Origin of the sequence: Bacillus sp. FJAT-42315, from assembly GCF_002797375.1 — a bacterium.
Classification (GTDB): Bacteria; Bacillota; Bacilli; order Bacillales; family Domibacillaceae; genus Bacillus_CE.
In genome coordinates this window covers 2,174,588-2,197,502 of sequence record NZ_KZ454941.1, presented here as the reverse complement: position 1 = coordinate 2,197,502, position 22,915 = coordinate 2,174,588, and the positions used below count along the sequence as shown (strand labels likewise).

Here is a 22,915-nt window from a genome sequence, read left to right as displayed (position 1 = left end):
ATTATCGAATGGATGCTTATATTTACGAAGCAATTCGCACACCGAGGGGGATGGCAAAGAAAGAAGGGTCTTTAGCTTCAGTTAAACCGATAAAGCTCGTTTCACAATTACTTGCTGCTATGGAGAATCATCATTCTTTTGATAAGGCACTAGTAGAAGATCTTATTCTCGGCTGTGTGACGCAAGTGAATGATCAGGGAGCCAATATTGCTAAAATCTCCGCTCTTTATGCTGAATGGCCGGAATCCATAAGTGGAGTAACGATCAATCGTTTCTGTGCTTCAGGTTTGGACGCGGTAGGAATGGCTGCGCTAAAAACGCACTCACGTATGGAAAATGTGGTGTTAGCAGGTGGGGTCGAATCTGTTTCACGCGTCCCTATGTTCGCTGATAAGGGTGCTTGGTTTGTTGACGAAGAAGTGCGTGTGCAAACTGGATTTGTGCAGATGGGCATTTCGGCTGACATCATCGCCTCTTTAGAAGGTTTTTCTCGAAGTCAGCTAGATGAATATGCTGTTCAATCTCAAGAGCGGGCAGCTGCAGCAAGAAGAAACAATCGTTTCTCTCGCTCCCTCGTCCCTGTTTATGATGATGAAAAAAATCTTTTGCTCGATCATGATGAGTTAATTCGTGAAAACAGCTCTACAGAAACATTATCGAAGCTTACACCTTCTTTTATTAAATTTGGTGTAGGGGAAGCCGAAGACAAAATCTATCGAGCTTTCCCGGAATTAAACAAAATTGAATATTTGCATCATGCAGGGAACTCACCCTCTTTAGCCGATGGGGCTTCCTTACTACTTGTAGGGAATAAAGAAGCCGCGCATTCTTTAGAGATGAAGCCAAGAGCGAGAATTATCGGAGCGGTGAATGCTGCAGCGAGTCCATATCTATTGACAGGTGGACAAACAGCTACTGAAAAAGTATTAGAGAAAACCAAGCTTTCCGTAGAAGACATTGACCTTTTTGAATATAACGAAGCTTTTGCCGCGACTGTTTTGAAATATATACGTGACTTGAATATTGACGTAGAAAAAATCAATGTCAATGGTGGCGCTATATCCATGGGACATGCACTAGGGGCTACAGGTGGTATGCTCGTGGCTACAATGCTTGATGAGCTAGAAAGACAGGAAAAGAAGCGAGGGTTAATTGCCGTAAGTGGTGGGGGAGGGACCGGAACCGCCCTTATTATCGAAAGAATCGAATCATGAGATAGACTCTTAAGGGGAGGATCACTTTTTCCGCGAAATGAATGCTAAGGAAGAGTGATTCATCTAATAAAAAAATGATTGGGTTGAGGTGAATCAAATGGATTTTTCTTATAACGATGAAGAAGTAATGTTGCAACGTAGTATACGGGACATGCTGAAAGAAAAAAATACAATTGAACAGGTTCGTCATTTTATAAAAAAGAGTGAAATGAGTCAAGAGATGCGTAAACTAATCGCTCAGCAAGGGATATTAAGCATGTTCGATCTAGCTAGCGATGAAAATAAAGGGATGATTCCTGGAGTAATTCTTGCACAAGAAGCTGGACGAGCATTGTTAACGTATCCGTATATTGAAGCGACTTTGGTTAATTCTTTATTGTCCACAAGTGAAATTCAAGCCAAAACGGTTGCAAATATTGAAATAGGGGCGGCACTTCCTACGATTGCGTGGACAAGCACGGAAGCGGTAGTTGAAAAAAGAGGTGAAAATCATTATGTTGCGAACGGCATCCTCAAAGAAGTCCCTTTTGCCAAAGATGCTGACTTGATCCTTGCATCAATCCGAATTTTAGGCAGTGGTTTTTCCAGTCAAGAAGAAGAGACATTGGTTCTGATTGATGCCAAAAGCAGTAGTTTGAATTTTAAGAACAATCATTCTTTAGATGAAACGTATCCTTTATATGAGGTAGCACTTCATGATTATGCTTTTGATCAATCTTCCATCGTATTAGCAGAGGGAATGGGAGTCGGTAACCAAAAGATGAAGGAACTGAAACGAATAGCTTCGTTATTGCTTGCTGCAGAATTAACGGGGGCGAGTGAAAGAATGATGCACTCCACTGTGCAATATTTAAAAGAGCGAAAACAATTTGGAGTGGCAATAGGGTCTTTTCAAGCATTGAAGCATATGGCTGCGGATATGTTTACACAAATTGAAAGTATGAAAGCAGCGATTGATTATAGTGCGTGGGCGCTGGATGTGAATCATAAAGAAGCGGCAGAAGCGGTTTCAATTGCTAAATCATATGCATCCTCCCATTCAATCAAAATCGCAGGGGATGCCATTCAAATGCATGGAGGAATTGGTTATACGTGGGAAAATGATATGCATTTATTTTTCAAACGCATTCGACGTGCTGCTGCGATATTAGGCAATAGTTATGATCATCGTGAAACGATAGCACAGCTAGTCATTGATTAAATCGATTCGAATCTATTGAAAGCAATATTGGAACAACAAATAATGATGAGGTGAGGGTATGGATCTTTCATTAAGCAAGGAGTTAGAAGCATATCGTTTAGAAGTTCGACATTGGTTACAAGAGAACTTGCCTGAGAAGTGGGGAACGCCTTTATATACAAAACCTCAAAATGAGGAAGAGGAGGCAGCCTTTTACCGCGGGTGGGAGAAAACGCTTTATTCAGGAGGATTTAATGGAATCACTTGGCCAAAAAAGTATGGAGGTCAAGGAAAAACAACGATACACGAAATTATTTTCTTTGAAGAGGCTGGAAAATTAAATGCTCCTCCTGAAGTAAACGCGTTAGGAAAATCTCTATTTGGACCGACACTATTAGTTTACGGTACTGAAGAACAAAAGAAGCGTTATTTAGAGCCTTTATTGAAAGGAGAAGAAATGTGGTGCCAAGGTTTTTCAGAGCCAAATGCTGGATCTGACTTAGCATCACTTCAAACGAGAGCGGAGTTAGATGGGGATGAGTGGGTTATAAATGGACAGAAAGTTTGGACAAGCGGAGCGCAATTTGCTGACTGGTGTTTTGTCTTAGCGCGAACAGATAAAGAAGCCCCTAAGCATAAAGGAATAACATTCTTTCTCGTTCCGATGAACAGTAAAGGCGTGACCGTTCGGCCGATTGTTCAAATGGATAAAAAGGCAATGTTTAATGAAGTGTTCTTTGATAATGTTCGGATTCCAAAAGAAAATTTTGTAGGCGAGCTAAATAATGGATGGCAAATTGCAATGACAACATTAAGTTTCGAACGCGGAACGATGTCACTTGGAAGACAAGCGCAATTTCAAAAAGAATTCGAGCAAATTGTTAAGTTAAGTAAAGAGTTAACAACAGCAGATGGTTCACGGATTGCGGATACAACTTACTTTAGACAAAAGCTTGCTGAAATTTACTCAGAAATCCGTATTTTCCGTTATCATGGCTTGAAAACAATGAGTCAGCTTATGAATCATAACAGGCTAGGCCCTGAAGCTTCCATGCAAAAGGTATTTTGGAGTTCTATGCATGTGAAATTGGGAGAATTGGCGATGGAAGTACTCGGTAAGCAGGCTCCGTATTGGGGGGAAGATAGTTTAGGAAAAGGGAAGTTGCATGAAATTGATTTTATCTCTCGAGGAGAAACGATTTATGCGGGCACAACGCAAGTTCAGAAAAATATTATTGCAGAAAGAGTTTTGCAATTACCGCGGGGATAATTAGCAGGTGTATGAAATCGTTTGATGTTAGAAGGGTAAATCAGTTAAGTACTAAATAGCATTCCTAAAAAACTAAGGGAGGAATTCCTATGATGTTACTTACTACTATATTGAAAGAGAACATAGAGAAATTTGGTAAACATGACTTTATTCGCTTTGGCGATTCCACGTATACGAATCTAGAACTAGATCATTTATCAACTAAACTTGCTAATTACCTGCAAACACAAGTGAAGAGTCAAAGTGATAAGGTGATTGTTTATTTGCAAAATTGTCCTGAAGTTCTTGTCGCCTATCAAGCGATTTTAAAAGCAGGAGCTGTTGTCGTTCCCGTTATGTATGCATTAAATGCAAACGAAGTCCATTATATTATGGAAGATTCTGATGCAGATACAATCATTACATCGAGCAGCCTGTACGATAATATTATTAAAGTAGCACAAAAAATGAATAAGAAGATTCATGTGGTTGTTACAGATACGTTTGAAAATGGACATGTTGAAAAAAATATGGAGGTCCATGAATTAAATCAAATCTATCTTTCTTCAGAGGATAAGCTGATTGAAAATAATCGAAATGTAAAAGAAGACGATTTAGCTGTCATCCTTTATACATCAGGCACGACTAGCCAACCGAAAGGAGTCATGTTAACACATCGCAATCTTTACATTAGCGCACAAGCCTCTGCTAATGTAATGGAAGTTGAGATGTTAAGGAAGACAACTATAGTCGCGTTGCCTTTAGCACATAGCTTCGGTTTTACAGCAATGAATATGTATTTAAATCTTGGAAGTACCGTAATTGTATTAGAACGATTTGATGCAGAAGAAATTTTTAAAGCGGTTGAAAAATATAAAATCCAATCTTTTTCAGCGGTTCCGGCCATGATCTATGGAATGATTATGCATCCGTCCATCGATAACTATGACTTTAGTAGTGTAGTAGGGATTTTATGTAGTTCTGCACCTTTACCAACCGCCTTAATGGAAGCGTTTACAAGAAGAACAGGTGCAACGATTTGGCAGGGCTACGGTTTGTCTGAAGCAGCGCCTGTCGTATCTCTTCAGTGGAGAGATATGGTTCAAAAACCGGGATCTGTAGGACCACCTATTGACATTGTCAAGGCAAAAATAATTGATGAAGATGGAAATACATTGTCGCCAGGTGAGATCGGTGAGCTGGCAGTCAAAGGATTGAATGTAACACCTGGTTATTACCGGCTTGAAGAAGAAACGGCCAGAACTATTGTCGACGGCTGGTTGCGTACAGGTGATATGGCGTATATGGATGAGGACGACTATATCTTTATCGTTGATCGCAAGAAAGATGTGGTAATTCGAGGCGGACTGAATATTTTCCCTCGAGACATCGAGGAAGTGATCGTTACGCATTCGGATGTCTTGGAGGTTGCGGCGGTTGGTGTGCCTGATGAACAAATGGGAGAGCGTTTAGTAGCATATGTGGTTAAAAAACCAGATGCTTCAATCACAGCGGAGGAGATCATTGCATTCAGCCAAGAACATTTAGCGAAATATAAAACGCCACAGGAAGTCATTTTTATCAACCAATTGCCTCGTAATGGAGTCGGAAAAATATTAAAACGCGGCCTAGTAGACATTTATCAAAAGGAAGTGACTAACAGATAACGAGGAAAACTTAAATCTTGGCTATATAACTCCAACAAATTTATTAATAAATAGATGAAGATCATTGTTTCAAACGACAAAGAAAGGCGACTACAGCTGAATCAGATTGCAGTCGCCTTTATGAATCTGCAACTTGGTGGGCAAAAACCATAAAAAAGGAAGTGTTTGAGGTGGGATATGCAATTAAAAAAGCTGCGGTTTTAGGGGCAGGTGTCATGGGGGCAGGCATTGCAGCTTATCTAGTAAATCAAGGATTGTCTGTTCAACTACTCGATAGAAAAGAGGAAACAAAAGGATGCAGTGCAGAAGATGCATCCGTCAAAAACCGGCTCGCAAACAATGCAATTAAAAGGCTTCTTCAACAACAGCTTCTAACAAAAGATCAGTTATCCTCTATTGTAGCTGGAAATTTTGAGGATGACTTAGCAAAGTTGAAAGATGTAGACTGGATAATTGAAGTAGTTGTAGAAGATTTACAAGTGAAAAAAATGTTATTTCAACAAATTGAGCAAGTTCGTTCAGAAAAAACAATAGTTAGTTCTAATACTTCTGGATTAAGCATTCGAGCAATGATAGAGGAATGCTCAGTCGAGTTTCAAAAGCATTTTTTAGGCACACACTTTTTTAATCCTCCTCAGTTGTTAAAACTACTTGAGCTCATCCCAGGAGAAAAAACGTCTACTGAAGTGTTAAACTATATGCAATATTTTTGTAAGGAAGTTTTACAGAAGGGAGTCATCCTCGCAAAAGATACACCGAACTTTATTGCGAATCGGTTGGGAACCTTTGGGATGTTTATTGCGCTAGGTGAACTTGAAAAAGGGGACTATTCAGTGGGAGAAATAGATTCAGTCATGGGACCATTGATCGGTCGTCCGAGCTCCGCAACGTTTCGAACGGCGGATGTAGTAGGAATTGACACGTTGAAGTTGGTAGCGAAGCATATGCAGGAGCAGGCAAAAGGTGTTGAAAAAGAAATGTATCAATTGCCTCGATTTATCAATCAAATGATCGAAAATGAAATGCTTGGCGTAAAAAAAGGTCGTGGGTTTTACCAGAAGTTAGATGGCGAAATATTAGAGTTAAATGTTAAATCAATGGAATACGAACCTATTAAAAAAATGAAGGCGCTTTCTGTTGAAAAAGCGATGCAAATAGAAGATGTTGGCGAGCGAATGAACATGTTAATATATTCCGATGATCGTGCAGGTAAACTCATTTGGAATATGTTATCAACAACTTTGCGATTTGCAGGACATCTACACGGTGAAATTGCAGACGATATTGTATCAATGGACAATGCATTGAAATGGGGATTCGGTTGGGAACTCGGTGTCTTTGAAATTTGGGATGCGATTGGTGTCACGAAGTCGGTTGTGAAAATGAAGGAAGAAGGAAAATCTATTCCACCTATTGCACAACAACTTATGGACAAAGGGTATGACTCTTTCTATAAGAAAGTAAGTGACAAGAACTATTTCTTCAATGGCAATGTATATGAACGATACGTTGAATAAAATTCGGTAGTCTAGTATGTCTGTTCGAAAGTTTTAGAAATGTTTCTGAGTGAGATTTATATGTCAAATCTCCATACAGTTTATCTTTGAAAAAACCTTCTGAAACAGAAAAGGGACATCCAAAAGCCGAAATATCAACTTTTGGATGCCCCGAGAAGGATTTAAATCAATCCGTTTGTAACAATGAGTACATATTGATGTCATTAAACGTTCCTTTTGATTTTTCGTACTGTCTTAATGTTCCCTCAAAAGTGAAGTTTAATTTTTCCAAAAGTCTTATAGAGTTCGAGTTTTCTGGTTCTACTTTTGCTTCAATTCGATTGAGCCTCAAAGTTTTAAAAGCATAATCTAACAAAGAATGAATGGCTTCTTGAGCGTATCCCTTACCCCAAAATGCTTTCGCTAAGTCATACCCTATTTCGGCTTTCGCATGTTCAAAGTCAAGAGAATTAAATCCACAAGAACCGATGATCTTTTGCGACTCTAATTCAATAATGGTGAAACGAATAGCTTTGTTACCTTGATCCAATTCATCAATAAGCTCGATCATTTCTTTTGCTTGATTTTCATCAGTAAAATTAGTAATGTTCATAAATTTAGTAACATCAGGGTCAGACCAAATATGAAATAAGCTAGGCGAGTCGGATACTTTCATCTTTCTTAGATGCAATCTTTTAGTGTATAGCTCTGTAGTCAATATTTTTACCTCCATTATTGTTTGGATAACTGGATTAAAAATATCGTCATCTGTGCATAGTTCAGTCCTTTCATGTTTGCATGTGTCTATTTTACAAAGGCTAGATGTCAGAGTAAATAGTTTTTCTGCGATAGGTGAAAGTGGAACTCGGAAATGGAATTTCTTATCGAATTATGCTGCGATGCTTTATAATCATGTTATCTACGTTATTAAAAAGGATGATACATATAATGAATGTAAAGGATTTATTACAGCTGTCAGTTACACAAGATTTTTCGGTTGTAGCAGGTGGCAATGCATTAAATAATATAATCGAAACGGTTGAAATTTTGGATTTTGAATTCGCGGCAGGTATTCAGCAAGTGAGAGAAACTGCTTTCAGCTCTTATAGCCTTGTACTCAGCAGTTTATTATTTGCCAAAGAAAAGCCAGAGCAGTTAATCGACACAATTAAAAAACTGATTGAATTAAAGGTGAGTGCCTTAGCCTATAAACCAGTTATTTTTGAGGATTTACCGAACGAGGTCCTAGATTTTGCAAATGAGCAGGGTTTCCCAATTTTACGTTTTGGTGGAGATGAATTTTTTGAAGATATCATTTTTGAAGTAATGAACGATATTAAAAAAAGGGACAATAAGCTCTTTTTAGAAAAGATGATGAGGTGCCTAATCGAAGAAGAAATTTCAGAGAAACAAATGCAATCCTTTTTACAACAAATGAATAAACCGTTTGAGAAATATGTGTTTGCAGCGAATATTAAAATGAAACAGTACGAGGACTCCCAATGGATGTACGATTTTTTCCAATTCGAGTCCTTTTTAACATCTGGTATTATTTGTACTTATAAACAAAGTATTCTCATCTTTTTTACAAACAAATACCAGCAACTTCAATTTGAGAAAATGCTAAATGAATGGATGACGTTTTATGCAATTCCAACAGATACATTAATAATTGGTTATAGCGAAGCTCACTTAACGCATACAGAACTTCATCTAGCTGTTAGAGAAGCCTACTATGCACGAATTATTGCTGAAATAGAAATGCAGTCTATTTGTCATTATGAACAACTTGCATCCGAAAGAATGCTTATTGAGCTCTATCGAAAGGATGCCCAATTCGCTAACAATTATATAAAAATGTATTTAGGTCCGCTTTTAGAAGAAAGAGTAGATCGTGAGTTATTGAATACAGCAGTGACATTTGTGTTGACAAAAGGGAATGTAAAAGAAGTAGCGGTCATACATTACTGTCATCCGAATACGATTCGTTATCGTATGACGAAAATACGTCAATTAATAGAACCTTTTGGTAACGAGCTCGTTTTTTATGAGCGTTTATCTTCAGCAATTAAATTGTATTTACTGCATATAACAATTGAAGGAGCGACTGTTGGATTGGAATCAGTACAAAAATAAGCTTGAAAATTTAGAATGACAATCAAATTATCGTATTTCTTCTCATGCTATCCTTGTTGTAGTTAGGAGGAGAAGAAATGAAACAATACATTGGTGATGGTATGTTGTTCATTACAGCAATTATTTGGGGGAGTGGGTTTGTTGTAACAGCTATCGCACTCGAATATTTAACCGCTTATGAAGTGATGGCAGGAAGGTTTGTTGTAGCTACGCTTATACTTACAATACTATTTGGATACAAATTCAAAAAATTTACGAAATCTGTCGTGTGGAAAGGCGCCATCTTAGGAACCATTTTATACATCGCCTTTGCTTTACAAACGGTCGGTTTACAATATACGACACCATCTAAAAATGCATTTTTAACAGCTGTCAATGTTGTGATTGTGCCGGTCATAGCTTATCTCATTTACAAACGCAAAATTGATCGGTATGAATTATTCGGCTCAGGTCTAGCCATTGTAGGTATTGGCTTTTTATCATTGCAAGGTTCTATGACAATCAACATAGGAGATGTGTTGTCCCTTTTATGTGCAATTGGCTTTGCTTTTGATATTTTTTACACTAATCTTTTTGTCCAAAAGGAAGATGCCATTTCACTAACAATTGTACAATTCATAACAGCGGCTTTAATTAGTATAGTTACGGTATTTATTCAAGGGGATATACCGATAACAATGGAAAAAGAAGCGATATATTCGATTTTGTATTTAGCAGTTTTTTCAACAACGATCGCCTATCTTTTTCAAAATATGGCGCATCGATATACAACGGCCACAAAGGCAGCCATTATTCTATCAACAGAATCATTTTTCGGTATGTTGTTATCGGTTTTATTTTTACATGAAGTGCTGACAGGTCGTATGGTTATGGGGGCTATGTTAATCATGATCGCTATTTTAATTGCGGAACTAAAGCCGGCATACTATAAAAAACATACATAGAACTTATTCTCGATTTTGTGTTACCATATTTTATGTAAGGAAATTTTAAGCAAATTAAATAGGGAGATGGTTGAATGGCTTTTCACATTGAAACAATTGATCATATTCAGCTGACAGCACCTAAGGGGAGCGAGGAAGAAGCAAGAAAGTTTTTTAAAGATATTTTACAATTTAAAGAAATCGAAAAGCCGGCTGAGTTGCGAAAACGAGGCGGGGTCTGGTTTGAATGTGGAAAAATCCAACTACATATTGGCATTGAGGAACCTTTTTCACCAGCGAAAAAAGCACATCCTGCGTTCGAAGTAAAAAATATTACCGAGTTAATGGAACACTTAGTTTCATGCCAGGTCGTTATTACTGAAGACGATAAGTTGCCCGGAGCAAAACGATTTTACACATCTGATCCATTTGGAAACCGCTTGGAGTTTTTAGAGTGGGTAGAATTTAGATGAAGCACACCATTTTCGAATTATGAAACGAGATTTGGAAGAGTCCGAGTGAATGAGTCTCCGTTTGATGTTATACTGAAAGAAATATTCGAACGGTTGAAAGGGTAATTTGAAATGACGGTAAAAGAAGATTTTTTTGTTCGCAAGAAAAGTGAATTAGGTGTTTCTTTAAATCAAATGCAACGACAAGCGGTGCTTCAAACAGAAGGACCGCTATTGCTGTTGGCTTCTCCAGGATCGGGAAAGACAACGACGATGATTATGCGGATCGGTTATTTAATCGAGGAAAAGGGGATAGCTCCATCACGGATTAAAGCGATTACGTTCAGTCGGGCAGCGGCTCATGATATGAAATTGCGTTTTGAGCGTTTCTTTCCTCATCTTCCAGCTGTTGATTTTTCTACAATTCATGGTTTGGCCTTTGAAGTCGTGCGCGAGCATTTTCGTGAAACGAGAACACCGTATCAAATGATTGAGGGGGATAAAAGCCCCTTGCATAAAAAAATCATCCTACGAAATTTATTTAAGTCAATTGTCGGTGAGCATATTACTGAAGATCAAATGGACGAGCTGACGACGTATATTAGTTTTATGAAAAATAAGATGATTACTGAGGATAAATGGTCAACCATCAAAGTAGATGTTCCGGAAGCAGAGCGGATTTTTCGCGAGTATGAGTCCTACAAGAAAACAGGCACGCATCAATTATTGCTTGATTATGATGATATGCTGACGATTGCTAATGAAGTGTTTGAAGAGAATCGCGAGCTTCTTAGCCGCTACCAACGGCGATATGATTATGTGTTGACAGACGAGAGTCAAGACACGTCGATGGTGCAACATGCAATGATTGAAAAACTCGTCCAACAACATAAAAATCTTTGTGTGGTCGCAGACGATGATCAAGCGATTTATAGCTGGCGAGGAGCAGAGCCGTCATATTTGTTGAATTTTAAGCAAGTCTATCCAAGTGCCACTGTTCTATTTATGGAACAAAATTATCGTTCGTCTCAAGAGATCGTCGATGCAGCGAATCAATTTATTAAACGAAACAAGCAGCGCTATGATAAAAATATGTTTACGGATAATCCTTCAGCAGAGTCAATTAAAGTGAAGGATTTAGCAGATTACAAGTATCAAGCGAAATATTTAGTAAAAGAAATGAAGAAAACGGAACAGCTTGCTGAAGTGGCCGTTTTATATCGCAATCATTCTTCTTCCATTATGTTAATGAATGAGTTTGACCGTGCTGGCATTCTTTTTTATATGAAGGATGCGGACAATCGCTTTTTCTCGCACTGGATCGTGGAAGATATTTTAAATTTTATGCGCATGACGTTTACTGATAAACGCCCGGATATTTTAGAGAAAATTCATCTGAAGTTTAATGGCTATATTAGTAAACAGCAAATGGCCGCACTGAAGCAAATTCGTAACAACGAATCGGTTTTTGATAACTTATTGAATCATGTTCAACTAAAAGACTATCAAGTGAAACAATTAAAAGCATGTAAAGAAACTTTCCAGCAAATGAGCGGTATGCCACCGTTGCAGGCGATTCGTGTGATTAGAGATCGGCTAGGTTATGAGAAAGCACTAGAAAAGACATGTGAACAATTGGGCTTTCGCAAGGAATATTTATTTGGTATTTTGAACACGCTTGAAGAAATTGCCGACACGTTAGAAACGATGGAGGGGTTTGCAGGGCGGCTTAAGCATCTAGAATCCGTTCTAAAAACAGCTAAAATAAGAAAAGGGCAAAATGCCGTCATTTTCTCGACATTTCACAGTGCGAAAGGGCTAGAATTTGAGCGTGTGTATATGATCGATTTAGTGGAAGGCGTGATTCCATCTTCTGATGATGATAAAAAAGGGACAGAAGAGAAAATGGAAGAGGCCACTCGCTTGTTTTACGTCGGAATGACACGAGCAAAACGACATTTAGAGCTCATTCATTATAAAGTTCGTGATGGGAAAAGGACAACAGAATCCCGTTTCGTCACGGACGTTAAAAAAATAATCAGTCCGAAAGAGGAAAAGCCTCGTGAGGAAGGACCCGAACAGAACCCCAATGCGATCCGAAGCAGAGGTGACTTGGTAACAGGAAAATTGGTGAAGCATCGAGTGTTTGGAAGTGGGGAAATTGTTCAACTTACTGAAGAGATGATTGAAATTCAGTTTCAAGAAGGGGTTAAAAAGCTGGCTGTGACTACTTGTTTGGAGATGGGCTTATTAGAGAAAGTTAAATAGATCAATCAAAACCGCTCAAAGTGAAGAAGCTTTAGAGCGGTTTTGACGTTGGTGCTTTTTATTATTTGTAGCAATAATAAAGTGATTCACCTCGGGAAGCGAATCGTTAATTTTTTTCATTTAAGTGTATACATTTATTGTTACTTATTCGTTGTATAAGTATAGGGAGGAAAAATGATGAAGAAAGAAAACATATTGGCCTCCTATCTTATCAATTTAGGAGAGGAAGTGTTTAAGCTATTATTAGCGAAAGGAGCCAAAAAAGAAGATGCTGAAGATATCATTCAAAATACTTTTTACAAAGTGTACACGTTATTAGATGATCTAACAGAGAACAATATACGTCCGTGGTTTTTTAGAGTTGCGCTCAATGAATACATTGACTTAAAGAGAAAAAAGGAGCAGCGAAACATCTACTTAACCGAGGAGATTTACTCAAAGCTACAACATACAGACCGCGAATTCGACATCATTTTAAATAAGGATGAGATTTATTATTTATTAAAAGACATCAAAAAGGACTACAAAGAAGTTTTCTTTTTAAAGTATTATTATGATTTTTCATATGAAGAAATTGCGTCTCTTTTGGATATTAAAGTAAACAGTGTCAAGCAAAAATTATATCGCGCACGTACGTCTATTCATTCAAAAATAGGAGGAGAATATTAATGGATACTTCGTTAAAAGGTGCTTTAAAAAAAGCTAAACGAAAACAATTACTGAAAATCGTTATTATTTCAACGATCGTTGTACTTATACTAATCCCGATTCTTTATACAACTGGTAATTACTTTGCAGGGAAAAGTTCTACAAGGCTTCACGAACAACTCTTTTTACATAACGAGATTGCCGAACCTAACATTCAAATCGATTCTCAAGTTACGAGTAATCCCTCTACGTTTGGTGGCAATATTGTGACGAATCGTTCTAAAAACATTAATGGCTATGTAGTGCAATGGGGCACACTCACGAGTTCATATAATTGGATTAGTGTTGATATTGATCATAACGAGTTAATACCGGGGTCTTATTGGTCTGATACGGACTTCTACGAGTATGATAAACAAACAAAGAATAAAGTCGCAAAATTTTATCATCCATCTATTAAAAAATACCATGATGGTGTACAAAACGAACTAGGCGAAATTTCACAAATGGAAAATCACGTTGCGGAAGTGGCGATTTCCTTTGATCATCCTTATACATTACAAGAAATACAAGCGAAAATTCCCGATAATTTGAACATTGTATGGTTGTATATGGCATCACCCATTGTAGATGAAAGTCAGGGACCTTCTGGCATGCCGATTTATGGATTTGATCCATCTGATTCGCCAAAAGAAGCGTACGATAGCTTCATTGCTGCACTTAAACAATATGATGCAAATGGTAATCATGAAGCCATCCAGGAGTTTTTCAGATTAAATAAAAATAAACAGTTTGATGAAGTGAAAATTTTAGGGGTCATGCTGACTGGTCAAACCCAAAATTTCAAAGCCTTAGAAAATCAAGATTTTATTCGAGGTGCCTCTGTAGGAGCTACTGCACCAATTGTCCCTTATATTAAACCGGAGAAATAATAAGTAAGAGACCAGATCAATATTTGGTCTCTTATTTATTGTAAATTTTGTCGAATATTTGGTTGTTATTTGTAAAAATATGATAAGATGGATATGAAAATATCACCAGAAAGGGTAGGTTTGATGGGATATATTGCTCATATTCGGGAAAGTGATCACGAAATTCAGTCTGTTGAGGATCATTTATTAGAAGTGAAACAACTAGCAGAATCCTACGGAGAAAAGCTTGGGATTCAACATATTGCAGGACTGGCTGGAGTGCTTCATGATTTAGGAAAATATACTCAAGAGTTTAAACAATACATAATAGAAGCAGTGAATAACCCAGATGCTCCCCCGAAAAGAGGTAGTGTTGACCATTCTACTGCTGGCGGAAAGTTATTGTATGAATTATTTCATACAGGAAAGAACATCCATCCTTATAAAGCCATTTTAGCTGAGATTGTTGGTAATGCGATTATTTCTCATCATGCTTATTTACAAGATTTTTTAAATCCTGAGTTAGGATCGAACTATTTAAATAGAGTGCGAGATAAAGAGTTAACGGAGTTTCATTTAACGAAGAGCGCTTTTTTTGACCATGTCATGAGTGAAGAAGAATTTCTTGAATATGTAGAGAACGCCACTGCTGAGTTACAGGCCTTTTTAGCGAAAGAATCTCCTGAAAATTATGATAAACAGTTCATGTTTTTATCGAAGTTTATTTTTAGTGCATTAATTGACGCTGACCGAACGAATACAAGGTTATTTGAGGAGAATTCGAACAACGAACCAACAACAGATGCTAATGAATTGTTCCATATCTATTACGAAAGGCTACTAGAAAAAATCAATTCATTTAAACAACATGAAAATGCTAATACGCCCATTAATTTGTTAAGAGCAGAGATGTCTAATCAATGTGAAGCATTTGCTGAAAACCCATCAGGGATTTATACCTTATCAATTCCAACAGGCGGCGGCAAGACATTAGCTAGTTTAAGATATGCTCTTAAACATGCCAAGTTGTATAACAAAAAGCGAATCATTTATGTTGTTCCATTTACAACGATTATTGAACAGAACGCTAAAGAAGTGCGAAACATACTCAAAGATGAAGTGAATATTTTAGAGCATCATTCTAATGTCATTGAAGATGTGGACGATCATGATGAATACCAAGATGGCATGATCAATGTTCAACAAAAATTGAAGCTAGCGAAAGATAATTGGGATGCTCCGATCATTTTTACAACGATGGTGCAATTTTTGAATGTGTTTTACGCAAAAGGGAGCCGAAATATTCGACGACTTCACAATTTGAGTGAGTCGATTATTATTTTTGATGAAGTCCAAAAGGTACCGATTTCTTGTGTCAGCTTGTTTAATCACGCGTTAAATTTTCTGAAAAGCTATGCTCATTCGAGTGTCGTTCTTTGTACAGCAACTCAGCCAGCATTAGATTTTGTCGAACATAAGTTAGAGATCAATACAGATGCTGAAATGATTGAAAATTTAGGCGAGGTAGTCGAGGCGTTTACCCGTGTAAAAATGATTGATAAGGCGACGAACGAAACCTTTAATAATGCTAAGCTTGCTGATTTTATCCAATCAAAAATAGAAGATATTCAAAGTGTATTAGTCATTTTAAATACGAAAACAGTTGTGAAAAACTTATATGATCAATTAATCAATCAAGAACTCGATATTCCTATTTACCATTTAAGTACATCGATGTGTGCGGCCCATCGAAATGAGATTTTAGATGAAGTAAGAGAGCATTTAAAACAAGGAAATAAAATGATTTGTATTAGTACACAATTAATTGAAGCAGGCGTAGATGTTAGTTTTGATTGTGTCATTCGCTCTTTAGCAGGATTAGATTCGATTGCACAAGCAGCTGGTAGATGTAATCGCCATGGGGAAAAAGCTATTCAAAATGTGTATGTGATCGATCATGAGGAAGAAAACCTTGATCGCTTAAAAGAAATCAAGGTCGGGAAACAAGTATCACAAAAAATCCTTATTGATCTTCAGCACGATGACACCAATCACGGTGGACATATTTTATCAACGCAAGCGATGGAACGATACTTTAAAGAATACTATACAGAATTTGAATCGGATTTGAATTATTTCATTCCGGCATTGAAAAAGGAAATGACCGAATTATTGACAGTTTCTAAAGCAAACAGTAGTTATGCTCAAGCTTATTATCGTAAAGAAAAAGAGCATTTGCCGTTGTTTATTATCAATAGTTATCATACAGCAGCCGAGCATTTTCGCGTCATTGATGATCAAACGACCTCCGTACTCGTCCCTTACGGAGAGGGAAAAGAAGTGATTGCAGAATTAAACAGTAACGGCTCCATTGAAAAGCTTACTAAGTTATTAAAAAAGGCTCAGCAATATACGATCAGTCTATACAGTCATGAAAAGAACCAATTATCTAATAATGAAGGTCTTGTCAGTTATTTAGATGGGAAAATATTTGCGTTAAAAGAAGGGGCTTATGATGAAAAGTATGGTCTCAATCTTGAAAATGATAGTATGCCTGGGCTTACATTATTTTAAGGGGGTGAGTGTATGAGAAACGGAATTGAATTTGAAGTTTTCGGTGATTATGCGTTATTCACTGATCCACTAACGAAAATGGGTGGAGAGAAGTTATCGTACCAAGTACCCACGTATCAAGCGTTAAAAGGAATTGTTGAAAGTATTTATTGGAAGCCTACTTTACTAATGATCGTGGATGAAGTGCGAGTGATGAATGCGATCAAGATGGAATCTAAAGGAATTCGGCCGATTGATTATGGTGGAGGAAACACGCTAGCGAATTATACGTATTTAAGGGATGTACACTACCAAGTACGAGCTCATTTTATTTTTAATCCTCATCGACCAGATATGGCTTTTGATCGTAATGAAAACAAGCATCATAACATATTAAAACGTTCACTCAAAGTTGGGGGCCGCAGAGATATTTTCCTCGGAGCGAGAGAATGTCAAGCTTATGTAGAGCCGTGTGTATTTGGTGAAGGAGAAGGATTCTATGACAATTATGGTGGAGAAATTCATCTCGGACCCATGGTGCATGGTATTAATTATCCAGATGAAACGGGTCGAAATGAAATGGAAGTTCGTTTATGGACGCCAGTGATGAAAAATGGAGTGATTCAATTCATCCGACCGGACCAATGTACGCACATTCGCAAGATCAAAGATATGGAAATGAAGCACTTTGATCAAAATAACGTGAATTCTGTAGAGGGAGAAGAAGTGAAGCTAGAGTTAGGAGGTGAGTAAATGAGCTGGCTATTGAATTTATATGAAACGTATGAAGCAAACCTCGATCACGTAGGTGTCATTGAAAAAAAATACAATGACAAGGAATTCACTTTACTTCCTATTTCACATACGACACAAAATGCACATATTGAAGTCAATATTACAGAGGATGGAGAGTTTCATTCGGCGGTCGTTATTGATAAAAGTGATGCCAGTACGTTAATTCCGTGTACAGAAGAATCAGCCAGTCGAGCAGGGGCAAAAATAGCTCCGTATCCGCTGCATGATAAATTAAGTTATGTAGCAGGAGACTTTGTTGCTTATGGCGGCAAAATAAAAAAAGAGGAGCCGTTTACATATTATATTGCACAACTAGAAGAATGGGCGAGCTCTTCATATGGTCATGACAAGATAAAAAGCATTTATAAATATTTAAGCAAGAAACAATTAATTCACGATCTAGTGGATGAAAAGGTTTTATTTCTTGATGCAAATGGTCGATTAATTGATAAATGGGAGAAAACATACGAAGCCTTACATAGCGAAAAACCAGCGATCTTTTCGGTAGTGAGCGGCGGTCAAGAAAGTGCTTTTATCCGTTTTAACGTGCATTCACCTAATGACATATTAACGAAAATTTGGAAAGACAAAGACGTATATGATTCTTTCACTTGTTATTATAATGAGTTGTTAAGTGATGAAGATCTTTGTTACATAACAGGAGAAAGCTTACCAAGTACAGATAGGCATGCAAATAAAATCCGAAATGCAGCAGATAAGGCAAAGTTAATTTCAGCGAATGATACGAGCGGATTTACATTTAGAGGTCGTTTTAATAAAAGTCATGAAGTAGCCAGTATTAGTTATGAAGTGTCTCAAAAAGCCCATAATGCCCTAAAATGGCTCATTCATCGTCAAGGGAAAATTGTTGACCAGCGAGTGTTTCTTGTATGGGAAAATGATGACACAAATACGCCTGATCCAACCGAAGATACCTTTTCGCTTGTGCCAGTTACTGCAGAGAAAAGCAAGAAGATATCGTTTACTAATCAAGAGTTTGCAGGAGAAGTGGCTAAGGCGCTTGATGGTTACAGAAATGATTTAAAGCAACGTTCAAACATCAATATTATCATTTTAGATTCTGCTACTACGGGTCGTTTAGCTGTACTATATTATCGGAATATGGAAAAAGAGATTTATTTAGATCGATTGGTGAAATGGCATTCCACTTGTGTGTGGCTTCATCGCTATCGCAAAAATGATCAAGGGGAATTTGTTCAATTCTATGGTGCTCCGGCGACAAAAGATATCGCCTTTGCTGCATATGGTCCCAGAGCAAATGAAAAAGTAGTGAAGGGACTTATGGAGCGGATGCTACCTTGCATTATCGACGAGAGAAAGGTACCACAAGATATTCTTAACAGTGCTTTTTATCGAGCGTCTAACCCTGTATCGATGGACAAGTGGGAATGGGAAAAGACATTAAGCATTACCTGTGCATTAATTAATCAAAAGGAGGAGTACAATTTGGCATTAGATACAGAAAAGAATGACCGCGATTACTTATTCGGACGTTTACTAGCCGTTGCAGATGTATTAGAAAGACGTGCTTTAGGTTCAGATGAAACTCGTGCAAGTAATGCGATTCGATACATGAATTCGTTCTCTAAGCATCCGGCACGAACGTGGAAAACGATTCAAGATAGTTTGCAACCGTACCAAGCGAGATTAGGGAAAAAAGGATTAGATTTGTCAAAGCTAATTGATGAAATAGCTTCCAAGATGGACTATGAGGATTTTAATAATAAGCCGTTGTCAGGAAAGTATTTATTAGGGTTTTACAGCCAACGTCATGAGTTATATCAGAAGAAAGAAAATAATGAAGCAACAGATCAGACGACTAATTAAAAAGGGGCTATGAACATGACTATTTTAGATCATAAAATCGATTTTGCTGTTATTTTAACTGTAACGAAAGCGAACCCGAACGGAGATCCGTTAAATGGAAATCGTCCGCGACAAAATTATGACGGTCACGGCGAAATATCTGATGTAGCTTTAAAAAGAAAAATAAGAAATCGTCTGCAAGATATGGGAGAATCTATTTTTGTCCAATCAAATGATAGAAAGGTAGATTCATTTAAAAGCTTAAGAGAGCGTGCAGAAGCTAATTCAGAATTAGAAAAAATCTTGAAATCTAAAGATAGTTCTGCAGATTCATTTGCAACGATCGCTTGTCATGAATGGCTAGACGTTCGCAGTTTTGGACAAGTGTTTGCATTTAAAGCTGCAGGTAAAGGGGCAGGGGTCTCTGTTGGTGTAAGGGGACCAGTTTCGATTCATACAGCAACAAGTGTAGATCCAATTGATATTACAAGTATGCAAATCACGAAAAGCGTCAATTCTGAGCCTGGTAAAGAAAAAGGTTCGGATACTATGGGAATGAAGCACCGAGTCGATTTTGGCGTTTACGTATTTTATGGCAGCATTAATACCCAATTAGCAGAAAAAACAGGCTTTACAAATGAAGATGCGGAAAAAATTAAACAAGCGCTCGTTACGTTATTTGAAAATGATGCATCTTCCGCAAGACCTGATGGGAGTATGGAAATCAATAAAGTATATTGGTGGGAGCATAACTCCAAATTAGGTCAGTATTCTTCTGCGAAAGTTCATCGTTTACTGAACATTACAAGTAAAGTGGACGAGCCTAAAGCAATTGATGATTACACGATTACTTTAAATGAATTAGAAGGCTTGCGAGTTGACGTAATTGATGGACAATAAAGAAGACGGCTATTTGATGCTATCTGGCATTCAGCATTTTCAGTTTTGTCGACGGCAATGGGCGCTCATTCACATTGAACAGCAATGGGAAGAAAACGTTCGAACAGTTGAAGGACAACATCTGCATACGAAAGCAGATGACCCTTTTATTAGAGAGAAAAGAGGAGAGAAACTCATTGTACGTGGAATGCCTGTAAAGTCTAATGAACTTCAAATTACTGGTGTTTGTGACGTAGTCGAGTTTATCAAAGATCGGCACGGGGTGGAGATCAATGGTGCTGACGGCAAATATACGGCTTATCCAGTAGAGTATAAACGAGGAAAACCGAAAAAGAATGATTCAGATGTATTGCAATTAACGGCCCAAGCGCTCTGTTTAGAAGAAATGTTGCTTTGTGAAATAAACATAGGTTACATGTATTATCATGAAATTAAACACCGCGTTGAAGTTCCGATTACAATAGAACATAAAAAGAAAGTGAAGTCTGTTGTTGCAGAAATGCAAGATTATTATCAGCGTAAGCATACGCCTAAAGTGAAAACAGGAGCATTCTGCAACAGCTGCTCCCTTCAAAACATTTGCTTACCAGCGTTAATGAATAAACGATCGGTGAAAAGCTATATTGAAGGGAAGATCAACGAATGAAAAAACTTTTGAATACGTTGTTTATCACTCAACCAGATGTTTATTTATCATTAGACGGAGATAATATCGTTCTTCTGAAGGAACAAGAGAAGCTAGGAAGATTGCCACTACATAACTTGGAATCAGTTGTTTCTTTCGGTTATACAGGGGCCAGCCCGGCATTAATGGGCTACTGTGCAGATCGCAATATTTCCTTAATATTTTTAACGAAAAATGGCAGGTTTTTAGCTAGGGTCATTGGACAAAGCAGAGGGAATGTGATCTTGAGGAAAAAGCAATATCGTGTATCAGAGGATGAAACAACATCGGCAAAAATAGCTAGAAACTTTATTGTTGGTAAAGTATATAATCAAAAATGGATGATTGAAAGAATGACAAGAGATTATCCATTACGAGTAGATGTCCCTCAATTTAAAGAAGTGTCTAAACAGCTTTCTTCCATCATTTTAGAAGTAAGAGCATGTGAAGATTTGGAAAGCTTACGCGGATGGGAAGGACAAGCTGCTGTAAGTTATAACAAAATATTTAATCAAATGATTTTACAACAAAAAGAAGATTTCTATTTTCACCTGCGTTCAAGAAGGCCGCCGTTAGACAATGTGAACGCAATGTTATCCTTTGCTTATACATTATTATCCAATGACATGGCAGCAGCACTAGAAGGTGTTGGTTTAGATGCTTATGTAGGTTTTCTGCATCGAGATCGACCAGGAAGAGCTTCTTTAGCTTTAGATGTGATGGAAGAATTGAGAGGCGTGTATGCTGATCGATTTGTCTTGTCTTTAATCAATAAAAAAGTGATGAATAAAGATGACTTCTTCAAAAAAGAAAATGGAGCCATCATCATGACAGAAGAAGGAAGAAAGAAGTTTCTAGCCGCTTGGCAAAATAAAAAACAAGATAAAATCACACATCCATACTTAGGAGAGAAAATTTCTTGGGGATTAGTCCCTCATGCTCAAGCCCTATTACTGGCACGATACTTACGAACGGATCTAGATGAATATCCTCCGTTCTTATGGAAGTAGGTGAAACATTTGTTAGTATTAATCACTTATGATGTAAGCACTACTAGTAATACTGGGCAAAAGAGGTTGCGAAAAGTAGCAAAAACATGTCAAAACTACGGTCAACGAGTCCAAAATTCCGTATTTGAATGTATTGTCGATGCTACCCAATTTGCAGCATTAAAAATTGAATTAACTAACATTATCGACAAAGACCAAGACAGCCTTAGATTTTACCAGCTAGGCAATAACTATAAAAGTAAAGTAGAACACATCGGTGTAAAAGAATCCATCGACATAGAAGGACCTTTAATATTCTAGTGCGAACCTATAGTGCACATGAATTCTCCGGTGCATTCGCACCTGATATTTTTAGATTCTCTTTGTGATTTTGTAATATTTGTTACATTGTTCTTTATTTAATAAAGGAAATAGCGTGTTTTTGGATAGAAAAGGACTTTTTTAAGTTTTTTTACCCAAAAATCGCTGTCGCACTCTACATGAGTGCGTGGATTGAAATTTGAGTAGGTAATACATTGGGATTGGACAGTTTTGTCGCACTCTACATGAGTGCGTGGATTGAAATACTAGGGGGTGACCAATAATGGCTAACTTATACCGTCGCACTCTACATGAGTGCGTGGATTGAAATAATATCTCCTTTCATACTCTCCTAAAATTACTGGGTCGCACTCTACATGAGTGCGTGGATTGAAATTGTTGCTGGAAAATATTCTTTTCCATCCATAGTCGTCGCACTCTACATGAGTGCGTGGATTGAAATATATCATGAATGACGAACTATCTGCTCAAATATTGTCGCACTCTACATGAGTGCGTGGATTGAAATCCAAAGAGTATCTGTCATAAGTAAAATTGTATTATCGTCGCACTCTACATGAGTGCGTGGATTGAAATGGTTCTACAAAGGTAGAAGACATTAACCGCTCGTTGTCGCACTCTACATGAGTGCGTGGATTGAAATTCGACACGGTGCCGCTCAACTTGAAGGAAATCATCGCGTCGCACTCTACATGAGTGCG

General features: G+C 37.6%; 19 protein-coding genes and 1 CRISPR repeat array (1 of these 20 only partly in view). Of the genes, 18 read left to right on the top strand and 1 reads right to left on the bottom strand.

The genetic code is table 11. The features are described from left to right. Window positions 1–8 precede the first annotated feature (8 nt). The 5 genes from CEF22_RS10830 to CEF22_RS10810 all read left to right on the top strand — a co-directional run bounded on the left by CEF22_RS10830 (window position 9) and on the right by CEF22_RS10810 (window position 6,827). Window positions 9–1,214, top strand: coding sequence for an acetyl-CoA C-acetyltransferase (locus CEF22_RS10830; RefSeq protein ID WP_100402888.1), 1,206 nt, complete (start codon window positions 9–11; stop codon window positions 1,212–1,214). A gap of 97 nt (window positions 1,215–1,311) precedes the next feature. Then, the gene (locus CEF22_RS10825; RefSeq protein ID WP_100402887.1) at window positions 1,312–2,415 is read left to right on the top strand and encodes an acyl-CoA dehydrogenase family protein; all 1,104 of its coding nucleotides are present in this window, start codon (window positions 1,312–1,314) and stop codon (window positions 2,413–2,415) included. 58 nt (window positions 2,416–2,473) lie between these two features. Continuing rightward, window positions 2,474–3,664 (top strand): acyl-CoA dehydrogenase family protein, encoded by a 1,191-nt coding sequence (locus CEF22_RS10820; protein ID WP_100402886.1) that lies wholly within the window; start codon window positions 2,474–2,476, stop codon window positions 3,662–3,664. Between the two features lie 89 nt (window positions 3,665–3,753). Further along, on the top strand, window positions 3,754–5,310 hold the full coding sequence (locus tag CEF22_RS10815; RefSeq protein WP_100402885.1) for a class I adenylate-forming enzyme family protein: 1,557 nt from the start codon (window positions 3,754–3,756) through the stop codon (window positions 5,308–5,310). Between the two features lie 170 nt (window positions 5,311–5,480). After that, window positions 5,481–6,827 (top strand): 3-hydroxyacyl-CoA dehydrogenase family protein, encoded by a 1,347-nt coding sequence (locus CEF22_RS10810; protein WP_100402884.1) that lies wholly within the window; start codon window positions 5,481–5,483, stop codon window positions 6,825–6,827. A gap of 166 nt (window positions 6,828–6,993) precedes the next feature. On the opposite strand, the gene CEF22_RS10805 is transcribed toward CEF22_RS10810, so the two are convergent. Further along, the gene (locus CEF22_RS10805; protein ID WP_157843222.1) at window positions 6,994–7,524 is read right to left on the bottom strand and encodes a GNAT family N-acetyltransferase; all 531 of its coding nucleotides are present in this window, start codon (window positions 7,522–7,524) and stop codon (window positions 6,994–6,996) included. A gap of 230 nt (window positions 7,525–7,754) precedes the next feature. Between CEF22_RS10805 and CEF22_RS10800 the strand changes: the two genes are divergently transcribed. From CEF22_RS10800 to cas2, 13 genes are all read left to right on the top strand, one after another. Continuing rightward, a complete protein-coding gene (locus tag CEF22_RS10800; protein ID WP_100402882.1) occupies window positions 7,755–8,942 on the top strand; it encodes a PucR family transcriptional regulator in 1,188 nt (395 codons plus the stop codon). 77 nt (window positions 8,943–9,019) lie between these two features. After that, complete coding sequence (locus CEF22_RS10795; RefSeq protein ID WP_100402881.1) at window positions 9,020–9,886, top strand: DMT family transporter; 867 nt, start codon at window positions 9,020–9,022, stop codon at window positions 9,884–9,886. A 74-nt stretch (window positions 9,887–9,960) separates the two neighbouring features. Next, the gene (locus CEF22_RS10790; RefSeq protein WP_100402880.1) at window positions 9,961–10,338 is read left to right on the top strand and encodes a VOC family protein; all 378 of its coding nucleotides are present in this window, start codon (window positions 9,961–9,963) and stop codon (window positions 10,336–10,338) included. A gap of 111 nt (window positions 10,339–10,449) precedes the next feature. Next, on the top strand, window positions 10,450–12,585 hold the full coding sequence (locus CEF22_RS10785) for an ATP-dependent helicase (RefSeq protein ID WP_100402879.1): 2,136 nt from the start codon (window positions 10,450–10,452) through the stop codon (window positions 12,583–12,585). Between the two features lie 177 nt (window positions 12,586–12,762). Then, window positions 12,763–13,254: an RNA polymerase sigma factor gene (locus CEF22_RS10780; RefSeq protein ID WP_100402878.1), complete on the top strand. Its 492-nt coding sequence runs from the start codon at window positions 12,763–12,765 to the stop codon at window positions 13,252–13,254. Beyond that, window positions 13,254–14,165: a sigma factor regulator N-terminal domain-containing protein gene (locus tag CEF22_RS10775; protein WP_100402877.1), complete on the top strand. Its 912-nt coding sequence runs from the start codon at window positions 13,254–13,256 to the stop codon at window positions 14,163–14,165. Before CEF22_RS10780 ends, CEF22_RS10775 begins: the two co-directional genes overlap by 1 nt. A 123-nt stretch (window positions 14,166–14,288) precedes the next feature. Beyond that, entirely contained in the window at window positions 14,289–16,718 is a 2,430-nt protein-coding gene (locus CEF22_RS10770; RefSeq protein WP_100402876.1) for a CRISPR-associated helicase/endonuclease Cas3, read from the top strand. 12 nt (window positions 16,719–16,730) lie between these two features. Continuing rightward, entirely contained in the window at window positions 16,731–17,450 is a 720-nt protein-coding gene (gene cas5c, locus CEF22_RS10765; RefSeq protein WP_100402875.1) for a type I-C CRISPR-associated protein Cas5c, read from the top strand. After that, entirely contained in the window at window positions 17,451–19,340 is a 1,890-nt protein-coding gene (gene cas8c, locus CEF22_RS10760; RefSeq protein ID WP_100402874.1) for a type I-C CRISPR-associated protein Cas8c/Csd1, read from the top strand. 15 nt (window positions 19,341–19,355) lie between these two features. Beyond that, window positions 19,356–20,219 (top strand): type I-C CRISPR-associated protein Cas7/Csd2, encoded by an 864-nt coding sequence (gene cas7c, locus CEF22_RS10755; RefSeq protein ID WP_100402873.1) that lies wholly within the window; start codon window positions 19,356–19,358, stop codon window positions 20,217–20,219. Beyond that, window positions 20,209–20,865, top strand: coding sequence for a CRISPR-associated protein Cas4 (gene cas4, locus CEF22_RS10750; RefSeq protein ID WP_442857366.1), 657 nt, complete (start codon window positions 20,209–20,211; stop codon window positions 20,863–20,865). Before cas7c ends, cas4 begins: the two co-directional genes overlap by 11 nt. After that, complete coding sequence (cas1c, locus tag CEF22_RS10745; protein WP_100402871.1) at window positions 20,862–21,893, top strand: type I-C CRISPR-associated endonuclease Cas1c; 1,032 nt, start codon at window positions 20,862–20,864, stop codon at window positions 21,891–21,893. The genes cas4 and cas1c overlap by 4 nt, the downstream gene beginning before the upstream one ends. Window positions 21,894–21,902: 9 nt before the next feature. After that, window positions 21,903–22,193 carry a CRISPR-associated endonuclease Cas2 gene (cas2, locus tag CEF22_RS10740; RefSeq protein WP_100402870.1) on the top strand — a complete coding sequence of 97 codons (291 nt, stop codon included), beginning with the start codon at window positions 21,903–21,905 and terminating at the stop codon, window positions 22,191–22,193. Window positions 22,194–22,360: 167 nt separating this feature from the next. Next, window positions 22,361–22,915: a CRISPR direct-repeat array (repeat unit 32 nt; unit sequence GTCGCACTCTACATGAGTGCGTGGATTGAAAT); it runs 10,284 nt beyond the window's last position.

Coding starts and splice junctions, on each gene's coding strand:
- CEF22_RS10830 (WP_100402888.1), top strand. CDS start 9: ATGGATGCTTATATTTACGAAGCAATTCGCACACCGAGGGGGATGGCA.
- CEF22_RS10825 (WP_100402887.1), top strand. CDS start 1,312: ATGGATTTTTCTTATAACGATGAAGAAGTAATGTTGCAACGTAGTATA.
- CEF22_RS10820 (WP_100402886.1), top strand. CDS start 2,474: ATGGATCTTTCATTAAGCAAGGAGTTAGAAGCATATCGTTTAGAAGTT.
- CEF22_RS10815 (WP_100402885.1), top strand. CDS start 3,754: ATGATGTTACTTACTACTATATTGAAAGAGAACATAGAGAAATTTGGT.
- CEF22_RS10800 (WP_100402882.1), top strand. CDS start 7,755: ATGAATGTAAAGGATTTATTACAGCTGTCAGTTACACAAGATTTTTCG.
- CEF22_RS10795 (WP_100402881.1), top strand. CDS start 9,020: ATGAAACAATACATTGGTGATGGTATGTTGTTCATTACAGCAATTATT.
- CEF22_RS10790 (WP_100402880.1), top strand. CDS start 9,961: ATGGCTTTTCACATTGAAACAATTGATCATATTCAGCTGACAGCACCT.
- CEF22_RS10785 (WP_100402879.1), top strand. CDS start 10,450: ATGACGGTAAAAGAAGATTTTTTTGTTCGCAAGAAAAGTGAATTAGGT.
- CEF22_RS10780 (WP_100402878.1), top strand. CDS start 12,763: ATGAAGAAAGAAAACATATTGGCCTCCTATCTTATCAATTTAGGAGAG.
- CEF22_RS10775 (WP_100402877.1), top strand. CDS start 13,254: ATGGATACTTCGTTAAAAGGTGCTTTAAAAAAAGCTAAACGAAAACAA.
- CEF22_RS10770 (WP_100402876.1), top strand. CDS start 14,289: ATGGGATATATTGCTCATATTCGGGAAAGTGATCACGAAATTCAGTCT.
- cas5c (WP_100402875.1), top strand. CDS start 16,731: ATGAGAAACGGAATTGAATTTGAAGTTTTCGGTGATTATGCGTTATTC.
- cas8c (WP_100402874.1), top strand. CDS start 17,451: ATGAGCTGGCTATTGAATTTATATGAAACGTATGAAGCAAACCTCGAT.
- cas7c (WP_100402873.1), top strand. CDS start 19,356: ATGACTATTTTAGATCATAAAATCGATTTTGCTGTTATTTTAACTGTA.
- cas4 (WP_442857366.1), top strand. CDS start 20,209: ATGGACAATAAAGAAGACGGCTATTTGATGCTATCTGGCATTCAGCAT.
- cas1c (WP_100402871.1), top strand. CDS start 20,862: ATGAAAAAACTTTTGAATACGTTGTTTATCACTCAACCAGATGTTTAT.